Here is a 19,286-nt window from a genome sequence, read left to right as displayed (position 1 = left end):
CAGCGGCATATGCCCGATTGGTTTAACAAATCACCGCGGAACTGCTGCAGATTGAAATTATACATTTTCCTATCACACGTGAATTCCCCCGCCTTAAAGATTACAGAACAAAAAGTACGGGCGGGGGTTATCTGTATATAGAAAAGGAGTGAACGGGTATGGTATTGATCGGTGTTGCACTGATTATCATTGGATTTGCACTCAGATTTAACCCGCTGGTCGTTGTGACCGTTTCGGGCCTTGTCACCGGATTGATCGCGGGCCTCCCGCTGAAACAACTGATTACGCAATTCGGGGAAGCTTTTACAACAAACCGCTATATGTCCATCTTAATTATTACCTTGCCGGTGATCGGCCTTTTGGAAAGAAGCGGGTTGCAGGAACAGGCGAAACATCTCGTTTCCAAAATCAAAGCAGCAACGGCCGGTAAAATCCTCACGTTTTATCTGCTGATCCGTGAAATTGCCGCAGCGCTCGGCCTGAACAGCCTCGGCGGGCACCCGCAGACAGTGCGGCCGCTCATTGCACCGATGGCTGAAGGGGCGGCGGAAGCAAATTACGGCGATGTTCCGGAAGAAGACAGAGAAGAAATCCGTGCCCAGGCGGCTGCTGCCGATAATATCGGCCTGTTTTTCGGAGAAGATATCTTTGTTGCGGTCGGCGCCATTCTTTTAATGAAAGGATTTTTTGACCAAAACGGCATTAAAGCGGATCCGATTTCGATGGCGCTTTGGGGGTTGCCGACAGCCATATTTGTATTTATCGTCCATTCCATCCGGCTCCGCCTCTTTGACCGGAAACTGGACCGCAAGCTTGGAAAAACCGGAAGCAAGGATGTGGAAAAATGATCATTTCAACTGAGTGGATTTATATCATCATGGGAATCGTTTGCTTTTTCTGCTCTGCCTACACTTTTTTTGATCAGGCAAACAGCAGGCGCATCCCGTCCGGCCTTTTTTACCTGATTTATGCCGTTACGCTCTTATTTGGAAAAGTGATCCCGCCTTTTTACACCGGGTTGATGGTACTTGCCATGGTGGCAATTGTCGCATTTGGCGGCCTGCAAAAGGGAAGCTACAACGGGGTGAGTGCGGATGAGCGGGAAAAAAGCCGCAAGCGGTTGGGAAACAAGCTTTTTCTGCCGGCAATACTGATCCCGGTTTTAACCGTATTGGGCTCAAAATTGCTTGTCAATGTAAAAATCGGCTCGCGTCTTTTGCTGGATCCTTCCAATCCGACGCTTGTCGCGCTCGGGGTGGCGTGTATGATTGCCATCCTTACCGCAATGGTGCTGACAAAAAGCCGCCCGCAAACCACGTTTAAAGAATCACGGCGCCTTTTGGAAGCAATCGGCTGGGCTGTTGTCCTTCCGCAAATGCTGGCGACGCTCGGTACCATTTTTACAAAAGCAGGGGTCGGTACAGTGGTGTCAGGCCTGATTACAAAAGTGATTCCGGAAAATTCGGTTTTCTGGGTCGTGTTTGTTTTCTGTGTCGGGATGGCACTTTTTACGATGATCATGGGCAATGCGTTCGCCGCTTTTCCGGTGATGGCGGCCGGGATTGCGATTCCGTTTTTGATCGAGCGGTTCGGTGCCAATGCGGACCAGATTGCAGCCCTTTCGATGTTCGCCGGTTACTGTGGCACGCTCATGACCCCGATGGCAGCAAATTTTAATATTGTGCCGGCTGCGCTGCTTGATTTAAAAGATAAAAACCATGTCATCCGTGTACAAGTGCCAACCGCGTTGCTGACACTTGCATTTAACATTGTATTGATGTATCTGTTAGTCAAATAGGAGGCTGGGCCTTACCCTGCTTATATCCATTTGAAATTTGGAGAATACGAGATTAAACGAGAGATCATTGCACTTTATTGAAGGAGGAGAGGAAAATGGAGAAAAAAGTACTCTTAACCGGTTTTGATCCTTTTGGCGGGGATAAAGTAAACCCTGCCCTGGAAGCCATCAAGCAATTGGACGGAAAAAATATGGATGGTACTCGTATCGTCACGCAGCAAGTGCCGACCGTATTTCACGAATCGATCCGGATCGCTGCTGAGGCCATTGAACGCGAAAAGCCCGATGTTGTCATTTGCGTCGGGCAGGCAGGGGGGCGCACGCAAATCACGCCGGAACGTGTGGCGATAAATATCGATGATGCCCGCATCCCGGACAATCAGCACAATCAGCCCATTGACGACCCGATTGCAACGGACGGCCCCGCGGCTTATTGGTCGACGCTGCCGATTAAAACGATCACGAGGCAGCTGCGAGAGGCGGGAATCCCGGCTGCTGTCTCCAACACAGCAGGCACATTTGTCTGTAACCACCTGTTTTACGGCGTCATGCACCATCTGGCAAAAAACAACATACCGGCCCGCGCCGGTTTTATCCATGTGCCTTATATTCCGGAACAAACAACCGAAACAAGCGCTCCAAGCATGTCCCTTGAAACGATCGTCAAAGCGCTTGAAATTGCTGTTTCCGTCTCCGCCACGACCGAAAAAGATCTGGTGGAAACAGGCGGAGCCCTGCACTAAGACGGGGCGAACGGATGAAGGGCAAAACGGCATGGGCTGCAGTCAGAAATGTTTTCAACAGGGGTGTCTGGGCAGGGCAATGATCGTCAGCGTGCAACAAACGGAGAAAAATTGTAGCAAATCAAACAGTGTCCCGCTGCCAGCCGGCTTGCGGGACACTGTTTGATTTTCCAGGAATTTTCCTATCCGAAATGTTTTCACGCGGCATCGCGGCGCCTCAAAAAAACCCGCCTGGAAAGTTCATTTCCTGACGGGTTTTTCGCTTTTCTTCCTATTATAATAAAGCACTGCAGATCAAGTTGATCAGAAATAAAGCCCCTAATAAAATCATTACAGGGTGCAATGTTTTTGCCTTCCCTTCCAGGATTTTCAGAACGGGCCAAGCTACAAAACCAAAAGAAAGGCCGGTGGAAATACTGGACGTAAAAGGAATCAGCACGATGATCAAAAATGCCGGAAACCAGCTGCTGAAATCATCGAAATGAAGGTCTTTTAACTGCTGCATCATGATTGCGCCGGTAATGAAGATAATCGGCGCAATGGCAGCCTGCGGAATATAACCCAACAGCGGCGTAAAGAAAAGCGATAAGGCAAACAGAATGCCGGCTGTTACCGCCATGATCCCCGTTCTGCCGCCGCTTTCGATTCCGGCCGCGCTTTCTGCAGCGGCAACGGTCGGGCTTGTGCCCAATATACCCGAAATCAAGCTTGTCGCAGCACTCCCTTCGAAAGTCCGTTTGAAATTCCTTTTATCAGGGAGGATTCCTTCCAGCATGCCCATCGATTCAAAAATAAGGATCATCGACATGGAAAAGACTGCAAGCAAAAACGGGAGAGAAAGCAGGTGTGAGAAATCCCCTTTCCCAACAATCGCGCCATAGCCCGTAAAATTGGATAAGGACACATGCGCGGATTCGCTGCCGCGGATGCCAAACAGGATGCCGGCAATAGCTGTCACTGCAATGCCGATCAAAAATCCGCCGTTAACTTTTTTGATAAAAAGCATCAAGTTGACAAAAAGGCCGAACAAGAAAAGAAGGACATTCGGATTGGTGAGAGAGGCGAGTTCGATTAATGAAGCTTTCCCCGGCTGGATCAAAGATGCCTTTTCCAGCCCGATTTCAACAAGAAACAACCCGATTCCGACTGTAATGCCGGTTTTCAAGGAAGCCGGGATGGCCGCCGATAACACTGTGCCCAGTTTTGTAAAAGCCACAAGCATATACAGCACACTGGCCAGCATGGAAATCGCAAGCGCTTGTTGCCATGGCAATCCCATATTGACCACAATCGTATACGTAAAAAAGGCATTGACTCCCATTCCGGGCGTCAGGATGATGGGTGCATTTGCCCAAAACCCCATAATCAGGCAGCCAGCCACGGAAGATAAAATGGTGGCAAATACACTCAAGTTGACGGGAATCCCGGCATCCGCCAAAATCATCGGATTCACAATGATGATATACGAAATGGCAAAAAAACCGGTTATTCCGGCTGTGATTTCCCTTTTTACAATGGATTTATCAGAAAAGGCCTGCCATAAGGATGGCCGGCCGGAAGACAGCGTGCGATCATGATAGAGCTGGTGATGAGACATTTTGATTCATTCCCTTTTTATTTGTATGTTCTATTGGCAACCGCCCTGTTTAGAACGGGATGTTTGCTACACCTCCCGCCGGCATGAACAGACAGAAACTGATTTTATCAAACAGCGGAAAGATGAAAAAAATCAGCAACGGGGCGGAAAAAAACGGCGCTTCTTTGCCTTCCTTCCTATTCCGTCCGGGCATCAGATAGAGAGTAGTCCGCGTTTTTAACGGCCTTTCCGCCATTTTCCGTGCACCCGCCGCGAACAGGAAGGGTGCACGGATTTTTTTATATTTATTCTTCCGGAACGAAGCGCCCTGTTTTCAGGGGAAATTTTACACATGATCATCCTATCACCATACAAACAAACCGACAAAGCCGGCGCTCATGAGTGAGACAAGGATACCGGAAAGGATTAAATAGCCTGCATTTTTCGAAATATGGTTGACGGTGGCCTTGTCCGACAAATCTTTAAACGCACCAATCACCATCCCCAGCGTCGAGAAGTTCGCAAAAGAAATCAGGAACGTGCAAAGGACGGCGCGGAAATGTGGTGCGAACGTATTGACTTTTGGCGCAATTTCACCCATTACGACAAATTCATTGGTAACCAGCTTTGTCCCCATATATTGTGCCATATGGAAAGCCTGGTCTGCCGGCAGCCCGAGCAAAAAGCTGAACGGGAACAAGATGATGCCCAAAATCGATTCCAGTGTCAGCCAAGGGGCTATGAGCATCAGAAGTTTGTCAATCAATGCGGCAAGTGCGACAAAAGCGATAACAGAAGCGGCAATGATCAAAATCAATTTGCCCGCTGCCAGAATGGAGTCGCCAAGGAAAGAAAAGAAAGGTTCTTTTTCTTCTCTTTTGACTTCCACCACTTTATCTTCATCCGGATCTATCTTTACAGGGTTCAGGATGTTGACCACAATAATGGCGTTGATAATATTGAGCGGAATTGCAGAGAGCACAAACTGTCCCGGCACCATTTGTGTATAGGCCCCGACAATAGCCGCGGTAATGCAGCTCATCGACATCATCGCCAGCGTTAAATTCCGCTCCGGGCTGTTCTTTTTAATTTGCAGGCTGGAAACCGCCAACGCTTCCGTATTGCCCAGAAACATCATTTCAACAGAGAAAAACGACTCGAATTTCGGCTGGCCGGTAATTTTGGACAAAATCCATCCGAGTTTGCCGATAATCCAAGGCAATACATTGAAATAAGTTAAAATGTCAAATAAAGGAACGACGAGCAGGATCGGAAGCAACGCACTGACGAAAAAGTCCATTTGTTTGACATGCACCCAGCTGGAAAATGCAAACCCGATGCCGTCGTAAGCCGTCTGCACGAGCCAGTTAAAACCGTATGCTGCCCCATGCACCATGGCGCGCCCTACCGGAAAACGGATTAAAAACCAGGCCAGGAAAATATTGAGGATAACCATCACGGAAATGGATTTCCAATGAATATTCTTTCTATCCTTTGACAATAAATAAGCGACGCCAATAAATACCAAAATGCCAACGATGTTGAGAAGCAAATATCCGAACATGGCACAGACCTTCTTTCCATTAAGATAAACAAAACATTTATGAAGCTTTCAGCATGTCCCTTGTACGCTTCCGGTTACATCTGAAACTTCAAATGTTTTCGGAAAAAAATCATACAAAAACATGGTGGCTGTGTTCTGTTTCACAAAGTGAATATAACACTGAATTGAACAATTGTATACGCAAACATAAAATTATTTTCAAAGATTAAATTTTCAGTTTACAGGAAAGGGAAGAAAAACCAGGAAGGGCAATAGATTCCGGGAAAAAGAAGAGCCGGCCGATAAACCGGCCGGCAACATTTTTTGCTTACTTTACAGCAGCATCTAAAGCAACGCGGATCATGTCATTGAATGTGGTCTGGCGTTCTTCGGCCGTTGTCGCTTCCCCTGTTAACAGGTGGTCGCTGACCGTTAAAATTGCCAGTGCTTTTCTGCCATATTTGGCTGCCAGCGTGTAAAGGGCTGCAGTTTCCATTTCTACGGCCAAAATGCCGTATTGTGCCCATTTTTCGTGGTCAGCGTAGTCATCATAGAATAAATCTGCACTGAACACATTGCCGGCTTTCAAATTCAATCCTTTTTCCACGCCACTTTCGTATGCGCTTTTCAGCAAGTCAAAATTTGCCAGCGGTGCGTAATCCATTGCACCGAAAATTTTCCGGTTGATTTGGGAGTCGGTCGATGCCCCCATGGCTAGAATGACATCGCGGATTTTGACATCTTTTTGAATGCCGCCGCATGTCCCGACACGAATTAAATTTTGCACACCGTAATCCTTCATCAGTTCCGTGATATAAATCGAAATGGAAGGAATGCCCATGCCTGTGCCTTGGACCGATACTTTTTTGCCTTTATACGTTCCCGTAAATCCGAACATATTTCTCACTTCGTTATAGCATACCGCGTTCTCAAGGAAATTTTCCGCAATATACTTCGCCCTGAGCGGGTCTCCCGGCAACAGAATTGTGTCAGCAATCTCGCCTTGTTTTGCGCCAATATGTGTGCTCATTTTATGATGCTCCTTTACTGAAATTGTCATCCGTAAAAATGGCCGGATGCAGCATGCCTGAATTGTTGAAAAAGGCGAAAAGATAGTCAAACCAAGATGCATCTTGAATTCTAGTGCCAATATAACACGTCCGAAAAATTTTGTAAACGCAGACATGAAAATAATTTCACAAACCCGATTGCCAAATGTAAAGAAGAACGGTTAAAATAAAGGCAGAAAGAGCTGCTGCATGTTTGCATGCCAAGCCGTGCTGCCGCGCTGCACGATTTTCCAAAAAATTTTACACAAAGCGCCATTTTCGTGTCAGGCCGGGGAGGGGAACCTGATGAAGAAAGAAATGGAGAAAAGCAAGTTAAGCATTGAAGTGGCAGAGCTCTATTATCAATTGAACTACAGCCAGCAGGAGATATCTGAACATTTGAAAATATCACGCCCGACGGTTTCCAGATTGCTGCAATACGCGAGAGAAAAAGGATATGTGCAAATTAAAATTGCGGACCCTTTCGTGGATTTGCAGCAACTCGAGCAGCAGCTGGCCGAAAAATACCGCCTGAAAGAGGCGTGTGTCGCGTTTTCACCTGCATCAGATCCGGCAACCATTCTGCATTATGTGAGCATCCGGGCGGCCGAGTATTTAAGCGGGTTGATCCGAAACGGCATGAGCATCGGCATCAGCTGGGGATCGACCGTCTATGAGGTCGCGGCAAAACTTCCGAAAATGCATGTCAAAGGGGCAGAAGTGGTACAGTTAAAAGGCGGGACGAGTTTCTCGCATGTAAACACGTACGCATGGGAAACGTTAATGCTTTTCGGCAATGCCCTGCAGACGCTCCCTGTCTATTTTCCGTTGCCGCTGTTGTTTGAAAAGGCGGAAGCCATGGAAATCGTCATGCAAGATCAATCCATCCAAAAAATTATAGAGAAAGGCAGGGAAGCCCAGGCAGCCATTTTTACGGTCGGGGCTGCAGATGAAGAGGCCTTGCTGTTTAAGCTCGGTTATTTTACCGAAGCAGAAAAAGAAAAACTGATGGAAAAAGCGGTCGGGGATGTGTGCTCACGGTTTATAGACCGAAACGGAAAGATATGCGACACGTCGATTGACAGGCGGACGGTGAGCATTGAACTTGCGGAACTGCGCAAAAAAGAATGGTCCATCCTCATTGCGGGCGGCAGGCGGAAAGTCCTTCCTGCCCATACGGCACTTACAGCCGGCTATGCAAATGTATTGATTACCGATCAACATACCGCTAAACAATTGCTGGGCATGGAACAGGGATAAAGTAGGGGTTCCGATAAAAGAAGAAAACAGGCATGCGGTTTCCTGCATTGTGATAGCCAAGCAACATAGCGCAATACAAATGCCGGGATAAAAGGTCCGCGGAAAACGGGTGTGCTGATTGGCTGGATTTTCCGGATTGCCGGCTTGCAATAAAGCCAATCCTGAATGGACGCCACGCGCGAAAAAACAGGCGCCCCCAATATCGCTGTGTCCCAGATATTGACAAAGAAAAAACAGAGGGCTATGATGGGGGCGAAAGGAAGCGATTACAGCAGGTAAAAATATTTACCGCGTTTTCCGGGTCTTCCTTGCTGCCTGCCGGCCAACCGTTTTTTCAGGTAAACCTTTCAATGTGGCTGTCATTCTGTTTTCACAACGGGGTGCCTGAGCAGTACCAGCAAATGAGGCAAGTGAGTTTTCAAACCATGTTTTGGCATAAAGGAGAGAACAATGATGGCAGAAAAATTTAAAAGAGTATCGATTATTGTACTGGATTCGGTCGGAATTGGAGAAGCGCCCGATGCAGAAAAGTACGGCGATGAAGGGTGCGACACACTCGGCCATATTGCCGAAAAAATGAACGGGCTCAACGTCCCGAATATGGCAGCGATGGGATTGTCCAATATCCGTCCAGAAAATCCGCTCGTTGGGGTGCCGGTTCAGGAGCATCCGAAAGCTTTCTTTACCAAAATGCAGGAAATTTCTGCAGGGAAAGACAGTATGGACGGCCACTGGGAAATGATGGGCCTTCCTGTCACAAGCCCGCTGCACACGTTTCCGGAAGGTTTCCCGGATGAATTGATAAAAAAAATCGAGGATTTCAGCGGCCGCAAAGTGCTTTGGAACAAACCGGCAAGCGGCACGGAAATCATTAAGCAGTTCGGTGAAAGACAAATGGAGACAGGGGAGCTGATTGTGTATACTTCCGGGGATTCTGTTCTCCAGATTGCGGCCCATGAAGAAATCATCCCGCTTGAAGAATTGTACAAAATCTGCGAATATGCGCGGGGGCTGACGATTGATGAGCCTTACCGGATCGGGCGCGTCATTGCAAGGCCATATGTCGGAACGTCCGCCGATAATTTTACAAGAACATCCAACCGGAAAGATTTTACACTGGAACCAACGGAAGAAACTGTGATGGATTTTATCAAAGACAGCGGGCTGGATTCCATCGCCATCGGCAAAATCAACGACATATTCAGCGGTCACGGGATTACAAAAGGATTCCACACGGAAAGCAATATGGACGGCATGGATAAATTAGTGGACGAACTGAAAAAACCGTTCCACGGCCTCTGTTTTACAAACCTTGTCGACTTTGACGCGAAATACGGCCACCGCCGTGATCCGATCCGTTACGGACAAGCGATTGAAGCGTTTGACAAACGGCTGGATGAAGTGCTGCCGGAACTGTCGGAAGAAGATTTACTGATTATTACAGCTGACCACGGAAACGATCCGGCGTTTAAAGGAACGGACCATACACGGGAATTCGTGCCGCTGCTTGTCTACTCTCCGCGTTTTAAAGAAGGCCGCGCCCTTCCTGTAAGGCAGACGTTTGCCGATCTCGGCGCAACGGTCGCAGAGAACTTCGGTGTCCGTGCGCCCAAAATCGGGACCAGCTTTTTGAACGAACTACGCTGAAAAGAAAGGTGACGAGCCATGCGGATGATCGATATTATTGAAAAAAAACGGAACGGCGGAGAACTGGCAACAGAAGAAATCAACTTTTTTGTGAAGGGGTATACAGAAGGCACCATTCCTGATTATCAGGCAAGCGCCCTGGCTATGGCCATCTACTTCCAGGATATGTCAGACCGTGAAATCGCGGATCTGACCATGGCGATGGTCCATTCCGGGGAGACGCTTGATCTGTCCGCCATCCACGGCATCAAAGTGGACAAACATTCAACCGGCGGTGTCGGTGACACAACAACGCTTGTCCTGGCCCCCCTTGTCGCAGCACTCGGCGTCCCGGTAGCAAAAATGTCGGGCCGGGGCTTGGGGCACACCGGCGGTACCATTGACAAGCTGGAATCCATTCAAGGGTTTCATGTTGAAATTACGACAGACCAGTTTATTGATTTGGTGAACCGGGAAAAAGTCGCGGTTATCGGACAAACCGCCGACCTGGCCCCCGCTGATAAAAAGCTGTACGCCCTCAGGGATGTCACTGCGACGGTGGACTCCATCCCGCTGATTGCAAGTTCAATCATGAGCAAAAAAATTGCTGCGGGTGCAGACGCCATTGTTTTAGATGTCACAACAGGCGCCGGCGCTTTTATGAAAAAAGAAGAAGATGCTATCCGCCTCGCTGAAACAATGGTCCGGATCGGCAACCATGTCGGCCGCAAAACCATGGCCGTAATTTCCGATATGTCCGAGCCGCTCGGATACGCCATCGGCAATGCCCTCGAGGTAAAAGAAGCCATCGATACATTAAAAGGAGAAGGCCCTGATGATTTGACGGAACTGGTGCTTGCGCTCGGCAGCCAGATGGTGGTGCTTGCCGGAAAAGCAACGACATTGGAAGAAGCAAGGAACATGCTGAAGGAAGCCATCGCAAACGGCGCCGGTCTTGAGAAGTTTAAAAAATTTGTCGCCAACCAGGGCGGGGATCCTTCTGTGATTGACCATCCGGAAAAACTGCCGCAAGCGAAATATGCGATCGATCTCCCGGCAAAAACTTCCGGGTACGTTTCCAAAATGGTTGCAGACCAGATCGGGGTTGCGGCAATGATGCTGGGGGCAGGACGCGCCACGAAAGAAGATAAAATTGATTTTGCAGTAGGAATCGTTTTGCGGAAAAAAGTCGGGGATCGGGTAGAAGCCGGAGAACCGCTCGCCACGATTTATGCAAACCGGGAAGCAGTCGAAGAAGTAAAAGAAAAAATATACGACAATATCACCATCTCCGATCACGGTGAGGAACCGAAACTGATTCATAAAATCATTACAGAATAATCGATCCTATTGAAAGGGGAAATTTTATGACGAACCTTGCAGCGTATATTGATCATACCTTATTAAAACCAGAAGCAACCGAAAAAGACATTTTAAATTTAACAGCAGAAGCTGCACAATATCATTTTGCATCTGTCTGCATTCATCCTTACTGGGTAAAATTGGCTGCCAAAGAGCTGGCTGGAACAGGCGTGAAAGTCTGCACCGTCATTGGCTTCCCGCTTGGCGCCACAACGTCCGAGACAAAAGCCTTTGAAACGAAAAAAGCAATCGAGGACGGCGCGGATGAAATTGATATGGTCATCAATATCGGTGCATTAAAAAGCGGAGATATAGAAGCCGTTGAGGCGGATATCCGTGCGGTCGTGGAAGCGGCACAAGGAAAATTGGTCAAAGTCATTATCGAGACCTGCTTATTGACAAACGAAGAGAAAGAACTGGCTTGCAGACTGGCTGTCAAGGCAGGCGCCCATTTCGTAAAAACGTCAACCGGATTTTCAACAGGCGGCGCCACGATAGAGGATGTAAAACTGATGCGGCAAACAGTCGGGGACAAAGCCGGTGTCAAGGCTTCAGGCGGAATCCATACAAAAGCAGAAGCGGAAGCCATGATTGAAGCCGGCGCAACAAGAATCGGGGCCAGCTCCGGCGTAAAAATTGTGAGCGAATCGTAATCGGGGATTCGCTCGTTCAAAGAGCTGGATCGGTGCAAATTGTAAGCGAATAAGAAAGGGAGTGCGAGACATGGATGTTGAAAAATGGGTCAAAGATGCCATTGAAATTCGTAAAGCCGCCTATGTTCCTTATTCCCACTTTGAGGTTGGCTCCTGTCTTGTTACAAAAAGCGGGAAGGAATATTTAGGATGCAATATTGAAAATGCATCATACGGATTATCCAACTGTGCGGAAAGAACGGCTATTTTTAAAGCGGTATCTGAAGGGGAAAGGGAATTTCAATACATGGTCATCGCCGGAGATACGGATGAACCCATTGTGCCATGCGGGGCATGCCGCCAAGTGATGAGCGAATTTTGCGAGAAAGATATGCCGGTCCTGCTTGTCAACACAAAAGGCGACAGGCGGCTAACCACCGTCGGAGAACTCCTCCCCGGCGCGTTTTCCAAAGATGATATGTAAGCCGAAAACAGGCAGCAAAATTCTTGCTGCCTGTTTTTGTGCGGCGATATGCGGGACCAGCATGCGCTTATATGCAGCGGATTCCCGCGCCTATTTGGAATGCATAAAGATAATTCGTACGGTTTTACCGTTTAAGATGGCATTTCGAACGATTTCCCCTCGAAAATAATCCCCCGACGTATTCACCGAATCCAATTTTTCCTTGCATTCAGGCACCAGCCTGTATACAATAAGAAACATAACTTCAGTATTTTTCATAACTTCGGTATTTTTCCATAACTTCGCAGCGGAACCCCTTATACAGGGTCACGAACAAGGAGGAGAACGATGTGTCAAAAGTAAAAAGTTCCAACTTAGGTTACCCCAGAATCGGAGAAAAAAGGGAATGGAAAAAGGCGCTCGAGCAATTTTGGGCAAAAACGCTTTCTGAAGAAGCGTTTTTAAAACGGGTAAAGGAATTGCGCTTAAGTTATTTGGAAAAGCAAAAAAATAGCGGTATCGATCTGATTCCAATCGGTGATTTTAGCTTATATGATCACATTCTGGATACTGCTGTTCTTTTCGGCCTGATCCCTGAACGGTTTCACCATACAAACGGCGCTGTCAGCTTAGATACATATTTTAGTATAGCCCGCGGCAATTCTAATGCGGTCGCTTCCGAGATGACAAAATGGTTTAATACCAATTACCATTACATCGTCCCGGAAATAAACGCCGGCACTACCCCTTATATTACTGAAAATCGTTTGCTCAATCTTTATCTTGAAGCGAAGAAAGAGCTGAATATCGATGGAAAGCCGGTTATTGTGGGCCCTGTTACCTTGTTAAAACTATCAAAGGGGTTTGAAAAGAAGGACTTTCCGAATCTTTTGCGCGCCCTTATCCCGCTTTATATTGAAGTCTTTACCGATCTTCAAACAGCGGGAGCGACATGGGTTCAAGTCGATGAACCCATTCTTTCCACAACGCTTGACAAGAAAGAGCTTGGCTACTTCAAAGAAACATACGAAGCTTTTCATCAAGCTGTTCCCAATTTAAATCTTTTACTTCAAACGTACTTTGAATCTGTTGATCATTATCAGGACGTGGCAGCTCTCCCTGTCCAAGGGATTGGTCTTGATTTTGTATATGATGACGGTGCTAATCTTGCATCACTTGAAAAATACGGATTCCCGGAAGATAAAGTACTTGCTGCGGGAGTGGTGGATGGCCGGAATATTTGGCGCACCGATCTTGATGAAGCGTTACAACAAGTAAATGATCTCCTCCATTTTGTGGATCAGGAACGGCTTTGGATTCAGCCATCCTGCAGTTTACAGCATGTTCCCGTCACGGTCCGCCAAGAAAGCGAACTGGAGCCAGTTTTAAAAAATGCGATCAGTTTTGCGGATGAAAAACTGAAAGAAGTCGTGGCACTTGTAAAAGGCGTGAATGAAGGGCGCGATGCCATCCTTGAAGAAATAAAAGAAAGCAAAGAAGCGATACAGGCATTAAATCACTCATCGCATCGAAACATTGATTCAGTTAAAAAAGAAATTCAATCGCTTGGGGATGACATGCCAAAACGGCCGTTGCCATTTTCTGAGCGGCAAGCGATTCAAGAAAAGAAGTGGAAACTGCCGCTTCTGCCGACGACAACAATTGGCAGTCTGCCGCAAACCAAAGAGATTCGTTCAGCAAGACAAAAATGGCGCAAGGGCGAATGGACGGAAAGCCAATATGAACAATTCATTCAGCAAAATATCGCAAAATGGATTAAAATTCAGGAAGACTTGGACATCGATGTGCTCGTCCATGGCGAATTTGAGCGGAATGACATGGTCGAATATTTTGGTGAAAAACTTCGCGGCTTCGCTTTTACCCGTTTTGCCTGGGTTCAATCATATGGTTCCAGATGTGTCAAGCCGCCGATTATTTTTGGCGATGTTGATCTGGAGGCTCCAATGACCGTAAAAGAAAGCACCTATGCCCAAAGTCTGACAACACGACCGGTCAAAGGCATGCTCACCGGCCCTGTTACGATTTACAATTGGTCATTCGTTCGAAATGATATCAGTCAATTTGATGTCTTCAAACAGATTGCGCTTGCCTTGAAAAAAGAAATTCATGCCCTTGAGGAAAATGATATTCGGATGATTCAAGTAGATGAACCCGCGATTCGCGAAGGGTTACCATTAAAAGAGGAGAAAAAAGGAAAGTATCTTCATGATGCTGTTTATGCTTTCCGCTTGGCAACCAGCTATGTGGATCATAGCACACAAATTCATACGCATATGTGTTATTCAGAATTTGATGAAATCATTGATGCCATCGATCAATTGGATGCTGATGTGATTTCAATTGAGGCTGCCAGAAGCCATGGGGAAATCATTTCCACCTTTGAAGACCATGAGTATGACAAAGGGATCGGCCTCGGTGTCTATGACATTCACAGCCCCAGAATACCAAGTGTCGAGGAAATCAAGACGAGCATTGAACGTGCGCTTCGCGTGATTGACCCTAAATTATTCTGGATCAATCCTGACTGCGGCCTGAAAACAAGAAAACCGGAAGAAACGATTCCTGCGCTTAAAAATCTTGTCCAAGCGACGAAAGAAGTCAGGGAAAAACATTTACAGCTCAAGTAAAAGCGAAAGGATATGGGCTTCAATCGGGCTCATATCCTTTTTTAACGCCTTCGTGAGGAAACCGTGCCTTTATAATGCCCCCGGGAATGGCGATATTTGTGGCCATTAACTGCCGAAGCCGAATATTTGTGCCGCACCCAATTTTTGTCTCTCTGAAACGAGCTAGCAAGCAATCCTATAATGAAGGAATTTGAGGTTTGCACAAAAAGAGTCCCTTATGACATTCATATGATGGGTTCAACTGTGGCGGGCGTTAATATACCCGGTCCCCGTTAAAAATGGAGCTTTTCACGATGACATAGTCCACTTTCCGGATGTCCGCCAGTTTGTTGCCGCCGGCATAGGAAATGGCAGATTGTAAGTCCTCTTCCATTTCTTTCAGCGTATCCTGAAGCGGGCCCCTGTATTCCACGTACATTTTTTTTCCTTCGACGTTTTTGCGTTCCCCTTTTTGAAACTCCGATGCCGAACCGAAATACTCTTTGTAAAGTTTTCCGTCCATTTCAACCGTTTCACCCGGGGATTCTTCGTGCCCGGCGAAAAGGGAGCCGATCATTACCATTGTCGCCCCGAACCGGACCGATTTGGCGATATCGCCGTGCGTGCGGATCCCGCCGTCCGCAATAATCGGCTTGCTTGCCGCCTTTGCACACCAGCGCAATGCCGCCAGTTGCCAGCCCCCTGTTCCGAACCCGGTTTTAATTTTTGTAATGCATACTTTCCCCGGCCCGATCCCGACTTTTGTGGCGTCTGCCCCGGCATGTTCCAGTTCCCGGACAGCTTCGGGCGTGCCGACATTTCCGGCAATGACAAAGGTTTCCGGCAAATGCTTTTTGATGTGATGGATCATATCAATCACGGCATTCGAATGGCCATGTGCAATGTCAATTGTTATATACTCCGGCTCCAGGTTTCTTGTAGCCAGCTCTTCGATAAACGCATATTCTTCCGGCTTGACGCCTGTGCTGATAGAAGCATAAAGCCCGCGTTCCTTCATCTCCTTTACAAACGAAAGCCGCTTTTCCGGCTGAAAACGGTGCATAATGTAAAAATATCCGTTTTCCGCAAGGTAGACTGCGATTTTTTCATCTATAATTGTTTGCATATTAGCCGGCACAACAGGCAACTTGAATTTCCGCCCGCCCAATTCCACACTCGTATCACATTCCGACCGGCTGTTTACAATGCATTTTTCCGGAATCAGCTGAATATCTTCATAATCAAACACTGTATCCATGGTTTTACACCCCTAAAAACGAATATTATTTGAATATAACTCAATAAACGTTCGTACATTGGTACTTTACCTGATTTTTTTACAATTGTCAAAGGTTTTCATGAAAGTGCACCATCCACCCCGATGCCGGTGGCCAGCACGAATCCTAAAAAAATATAATAATACTTGACACGTCGGAATAGTGGAATTAAAATGAATTTAACCTTTCAAACGGGAAACCACATCTGACGGGTACAGATGTGGAAAGACAATTGAAATATTTTGAAGCCGGCCGGTCAACCGAAGGCTCCTCACTTTATTTAAAAGATGAGGGGCCTTTTTTGCGGCTTTATACCCACTAAATAAATCGGAATGATAGGAAAGGAGGCGGTGCTCATGTGTACCTCCTACATAATGCTATAAAACAAGAAAGGGGAGAGGAAAATGTTAAAGAAACGAAAGCGGCTGGTGTCGGTCCATTTGCTGCTGATCACCGCCATTTTTTTACTCATCAGCGGATGCAGCAGTGGGAAAAAGGATACAGCAGCGGCAAAATCGGGCGAAAAAGGCGGTAAAGTGGTCCGGATTGGCTATCAGAAATTCGGAACCTTAAACATTTTAAAAGCGAAAGGAACACTTGAAAAAGCACTGAAACCGCTCGGATATTCCGTAAAATGGACGGAATTTCCCGGCGGCCCGCAGCTTTTGGAAGCACTCAATGCGGGGAGTCTAGACTTTGGCCATACGGGGGAAGCGCCGCCCATTTTTGCCCAGGCAGCAGGGGCGCCGCTCGTATATTTTGCCAATTCGGCCAGCAATCCAAAAGGGGAAGCCATCATTGTCCCGAAAAATTCCAACATTCATAGCCTCAAAGATTTAAAAGGCAAGAAAATCGCGTTGAACAAAGGGTCGAATGTCCATTATTTGCTTGTACGGGCATTGGAGAAAGCCGGCATTTCCTACAGCAGCATCCATCCGGTTTTTCTGGCGCCCGCCGATGCGCGCACTGCATTTGAAAAAGGGGATGTCGATGCATGGGTGATCTGGGATCCGTTTTTGGCTGATGCACAGCTGGCAACGAAAGCCCGCACCATAGTGGACGGCACCAGCCTTGTCGCGAACCGGGAATTCTTCCTGGCAGCAAAGCCGTTTGCACAAAACCATGCGGACGTTCTCCAAGTGATTTTTAAACAACTTGAGAAAACAGACCTATGGGTGGAGAAAAATCCAAAGCAGGCGGCTGAATTCCTGGCGCCGCAGATTGGAATGGATAAAAAATCATTGGAACTGGCGCTCAGCCGCAAACAGTTTGGCGTTGAAAAAATCACAGCGCAAACGATTAAGGGCCAGCAGCAAATCGCAAATGAATTTTACAAACTGAAGTTAATTCCGAAACCAATCAAAGTGAAAGAAGCCTTTTTATCCGACTAAATGAAAGGGGAAATGATACATGAAAGTATTCTGGTTTATACCGACGCATGGCGATTCGCGCTACCTAGGGGTAACAACCGGCGGGCGGGCCGTCACTTATCATTATTTAAAGCAAGTGGCACAAGCGGTCGACCAGCTCGGCTACACTGGGGCTTTGCTCCCAACCGGAAGATCTTGCGAAGATGCATGGGTGACGGCCTCGAGCCTGATTCCGGTTACTTCAAAAATGAAGTTTCTCGTTGCGGTCCGGCCCGGGATCATGTCTCCATCGCAGGCAGCGAGAATGGCCGCAACATTTGACCGGTTTTCTGAAGGCCGGCTGCTCATCAATGTTGTCACAGGGGGAGATCCGGTTGAACTGGCCGGGGACGGTCTCCACCTCAGCCACCGCGAACGTTATGAACTGACCGATGAATTTCTGACCATCTGGCGGAACTTGCTCGAAAACAGGGAAGCGGATTTTACAGGCAAATATTTAAACGTAAAAGGGAGCAAACTGCTTTACCCAACGGTGCAGCAGCCTTATCCGCCACTTTATTTCGGCGGGTCGTCAGAAATCGGGCAGGAAGTGGCGGCAAAACATGTCGATGTCTATTTGACCTGGGGCGAGCCGCCGGAAAAAGTAAAGGAAAAAATCGATCATGTCAAAAAACTGGCGTCAGCACAAGGAAGGACAGTGCGTTTCGGGATTCGGCTCCATGTCATTGTGAGGGAAACAGAAGACGAGGCATGGGATGCAGCCAATGACTTGATCCGGTATGTTGATGATGAACTCATCCATGCGTCCCAAAAGATTTTTTCACGGTTTGACTCGGTCGGCCAGCAACGGATGACATCTCTTCACAACGGCAGCCGGGACAATCTTGAAATTAGCCCGAACCTTTGGGCCGGCGTTGGGCTCGTGCGCGGCGGGGCGGGAACGGCGCTTGTAGGGAGCCCGGAAATTGTCGCAGAAAGAATGAAGGAATATGCAGAGCTTGGCATTGAAACGTTCATTTTATCCGGTTATCCGCATCTTGAAGAAGCGTACCGGACGGCTGAGCTGTTGTTCCCATACCTTCCGCTTGAACAGCCTGATGCCCCCGTTTCCAATGTCATCAGCCCGTTCGGCGAGATTGTGGCGAACGATGCACTGCCGAAAGTATTAAAGTAAGGAGGCCGATCTGATGTTAAAAAAACGCGTCATGCCGTGGGTGGTGCCGGTTTGCCTGCTGTTTGCCTGGCAGCTTGCAAGTTCTGCTGGCATCTTGCCACCCAATGTGCTCCCAAGCCCTGTTGCCGTTGTAAAAGCGGCTTGGGGTCTCACACAATCCGGACAGCTTTTCGATTATATCGGCGCAAGCACAAAACGGGCACTGATCGGATTTTTGGTTGGCGGCGGAATCGGATTTGGACTCGGGTTGTTTACCGGGCTGTCCACAAAAGCGGAAAGCCTGCTCGACAGTACCGTGCAAATGATCCGAAACGTTCCCCACCTTGCCCTAATTCCGATTGTCATTTTATGGTTCGGGATCGGGGAAGAAGCGAAGCTGTTTCTCGTTGCGCTCGGCACCTTTTTTCCAATCTATTTAAATACGTTCCATGGCATCCGCTCGGTGGACAGAGCGCTAATCGAAATGGGAGAAGTTTACGGGCTGAAAGGGACGGCACTTTTTTGGCATATGATCCTGCCGGGGGCGCTTCCTTCCATCTTAGTCGGTGTGCGCTATGCGCTCGGGGTCACATGGATAACCTTGATTGTGGCCGAAACGATTGCATCCAACTCCGGCATTGGCTATATGGCCATGAACGCCCGCGAGTTCATGCAGCTTGATGTTGTCGTTTTGAGTATTGTCTTATATGCCCTTCTTGGAAAACTGTCCGACTGGCTGGCAAAAATCGCAGAACAACGATTGTTAAAGTGGCACCCGTCATATCAAAAATAAAGGAGGAGGAAACG

At 47.7% G+C, this 19,286-nt stretch carries 16 protein-coding genes; 12 read left to right on the top strand and 4 right to left on the bottom strand.

What is annotated here, in order from left to right; all coding sequences use genetic code 11:
* Positions 1-158 precede the first annotated feature (158 nt).
* The 3 genes from NST70_RS15015 to pcp all read left to right on the top strand — a co-directional run bounded on the left by NST70_RS15015 (position 159) and on the right by pcp (position 2,541).
* A complete protein-coding gene (locus tag NST70_RS15015; protein ID WP_014096970.1) occupies positions 159-848 on the top strand; it encodes a DUF969 domain-containing protein in 690 nt (229 codons plus the stop codon).
* Complete coding sequence (locus NST70_RS15010) at positions 845-1,798, top strand: DUF979 domain-containing protein (RefSeq protein WP_342475414.1); 954 nt, start codon at positions 845-847, stop codon at positions 1,796-1,798. Before NST70_RS15015 ends, NST70_RS15010 begins: the two co-directional genes overlap by 4 nt.
* A gap of 95 nt (positions 1,799-1,893) precedes the next feature.
* Positions 1,894-2,541 (top strand): pyroglutamyl-peptidase I, encoded by a 648-nt coding sequence (gene pcp, locus NST70_RS15005; protein ID WP_342475413.1) that lies wholly within the window; start codon positions 1,894-1,896, stop codon positions 2,539-2,541.
* Positions 2,542-2,815: 274 nt separating this feature from the next.
* Here the strand turns inward: pcp and NST70_RS15000 are convergent, their stop codons facing one another.
* From NST70_RS15000 to deoD, 3 genes are all read right to left on the bottom strand, one after another.
* On the bottom strand, positions 2,816-4,138 hold the full coding sequence (locus tag NST70_RS15000) for an NCS2 family permease (RefSeq protein WP_049783543.1): 1,323 nt from the start codon (positions 4,136-4,138) through the stop codon (positions 2,816-2,818).
* A gap of 343 nt (positions 4,139-4,481) precedes the next feature.
* Entirely contained in the window at positions 4,482-5,681 is a 1,200-nt protein-coding gene (locus NST70_RS14995; protein ID WP_061574649.1) for a nucleoside transporter C-terminal domain-containing protein, read from the bottom strand.
* A gap of 307 nt (positions 5,682-5,988) precedes the next feature.
* The gene (gene deoD / locus NST70_RS14990; RefSeq protein WP_013860540.1) at positions 5,989-6,690 is read right to left on the bottom strand and encodes a purine-nucleoside phosphorylase; all 702 of its coding nucleotides are present in this window, start codon (positions 6,688-6,690) and stop codon (positions 5,989-5,991) included.
* A gap of 325 nt (positions 6,691-7,015) precedes the next feature.
* On the opposite strand from deoD, the gene NST70_RS14985 reads away from it, so the two are divergent.
* The 6 genes from NST70_RS14985 (at position 7,016) to metE (ending at position 14,700) form a co-directional block, all read left to right on the top strand.
* Entirely contained in the window at positions 7,016-7,969 is a 954-nt protein-coding gene (locus tag NST70_RS14985; RefSeq protein WP_342475412.1) for a sugar-binding transcriptional regulator, read from the top strand.
* Positions 7,970-8,422: 453 nt separating this feature from the next.
* Positions 8,423-9,616, top strand: coding sequence for a phosphopentomutase (locus tag NST70_RS14980; protein WP_017554393.1), 1,194 nt, complete (start codon positions 8,423-8,425; stop codon positions 9,614-9,616).
* An 18-nt stretch (positions 9,617-9,634) separates the two neighbouring features.
* A complete protein-coding gene (locus NST70_RS14975; RefSeq protein ID WP_342475411.1) occupies positions 9,635-10,936 on the top strand; it encodes a pyrimidine-nucleoside phosphorylase in 1,302 nt (433 codons plus the stop codon).
* Between the two features lie 26 nt (positions 10,937-10,962).
* A complete protein-coding gene (gene deoC, locus NST70_RS14970; RefSeq protein ID WP_014096979.1) occupies positions 10,963-11,610 on the top strand; it encodes a deoxyribose-phosphate aldolase in 648 nt (215 codons plus the stop codon).
* Between the two features lie 70 nt (positions 11,611-11,680).
* Positions 11,681-12,073: a cytidine deaminase gene (locus tag NST70_RS14965; RefSeq protein WP_017552288.1), complete on the top strand. Its 393-nt coding sequence runs from the start codon at positions 11,681-11,683 to the stop codon at positions 12,071-12,073.
* 329 nt (positions 12,074-12,402) lie between these two features.
* Positions 12,403-14,700, top strand: a complete 2,298-nt coding sequence (metE, locus tag NST70_RS14960; RefSeq protein ID WP_061087299.1) for a 5-methyltetrahydropteroyltriglutamate--homocysteine S-methyltransferase — start codon at positions 12,403-12,405, stop codon at positions 14,698-14,700.
* A 253-nt stretch (positions 14,701-14,953) separates the two neighbouring features.
* Here metE and guaC read toward each other — a convergent pair whose 3' ends face one another.
* Entirely contained in the window at positions 14,954-15,937 is a 984-nt protein-coding gene (guaC, locus tag NST70_RS14955) for a GMP reductase (protein ID WP_061574654.1), read from the bottom strand.
* Between the two features lie 423 nt (positions 15,938-16,360).
* Between guaC and NST70_RS14950 the strand changes: the two genes are divergently transcribed.
* The 3 genes from NST70_RS14950 to ssuC are packed head-to-tail and all read left to right on the top strand — an operon-like array spanning position 16,361 to position 19,272.
* Positions 16,361-17,347, top strand: a complete 987-nt coding sequence (locus NST70_RS14950) for a sulfonate ABC transporter substrate-binding protein (RefSeq protein WP_342475410.1) — start codon at positions 16,361-16,363, stop codon at positions 17,345-17,347.
* Between the two features lie 19 nt (positions 17,348-17,366).
* On the top strand, positions 17,367-18,500 hold the full coding sequence (gene ssuD, locus NST70_RS14945) for an FMNH2-dependent alkanesulfonate monooxygenase (RefSeq protein WP_342475409.1): 1,134 nt from the start codon (positions 17,367-17,369) through the stop codon (positions 18,498-18,500).
* A gap of 13 nt (positions 18,501-18,513) precedes the next feature.
* A complete protein-coding gene (gene ssuC, locus NST70_RS14940) occupies positions 18,514-19,272 on the top strand; it encodes an aliphatic sulfonate ABC transporter permease SsuC (RefSeq protein ID WP_342475408.1) in 759 nt (252 codons plus the stop codon).
* Positions 19,273-19,286: the final 14 nt, after the last annotated feature.

Origin of the sequence: Weizmannia sp. FSL K6-0777, assembly GCF_038593185.1 — a bacterium.
Lineage (GTDB): Bacteria > Bacillota > Bacilli > Bacillales > Bacillaceae_C > Weizmannia > Weizmannia faecalis.
This window is presented reverse-complemented; position numbering and strand designations above follow the sequence as displayed.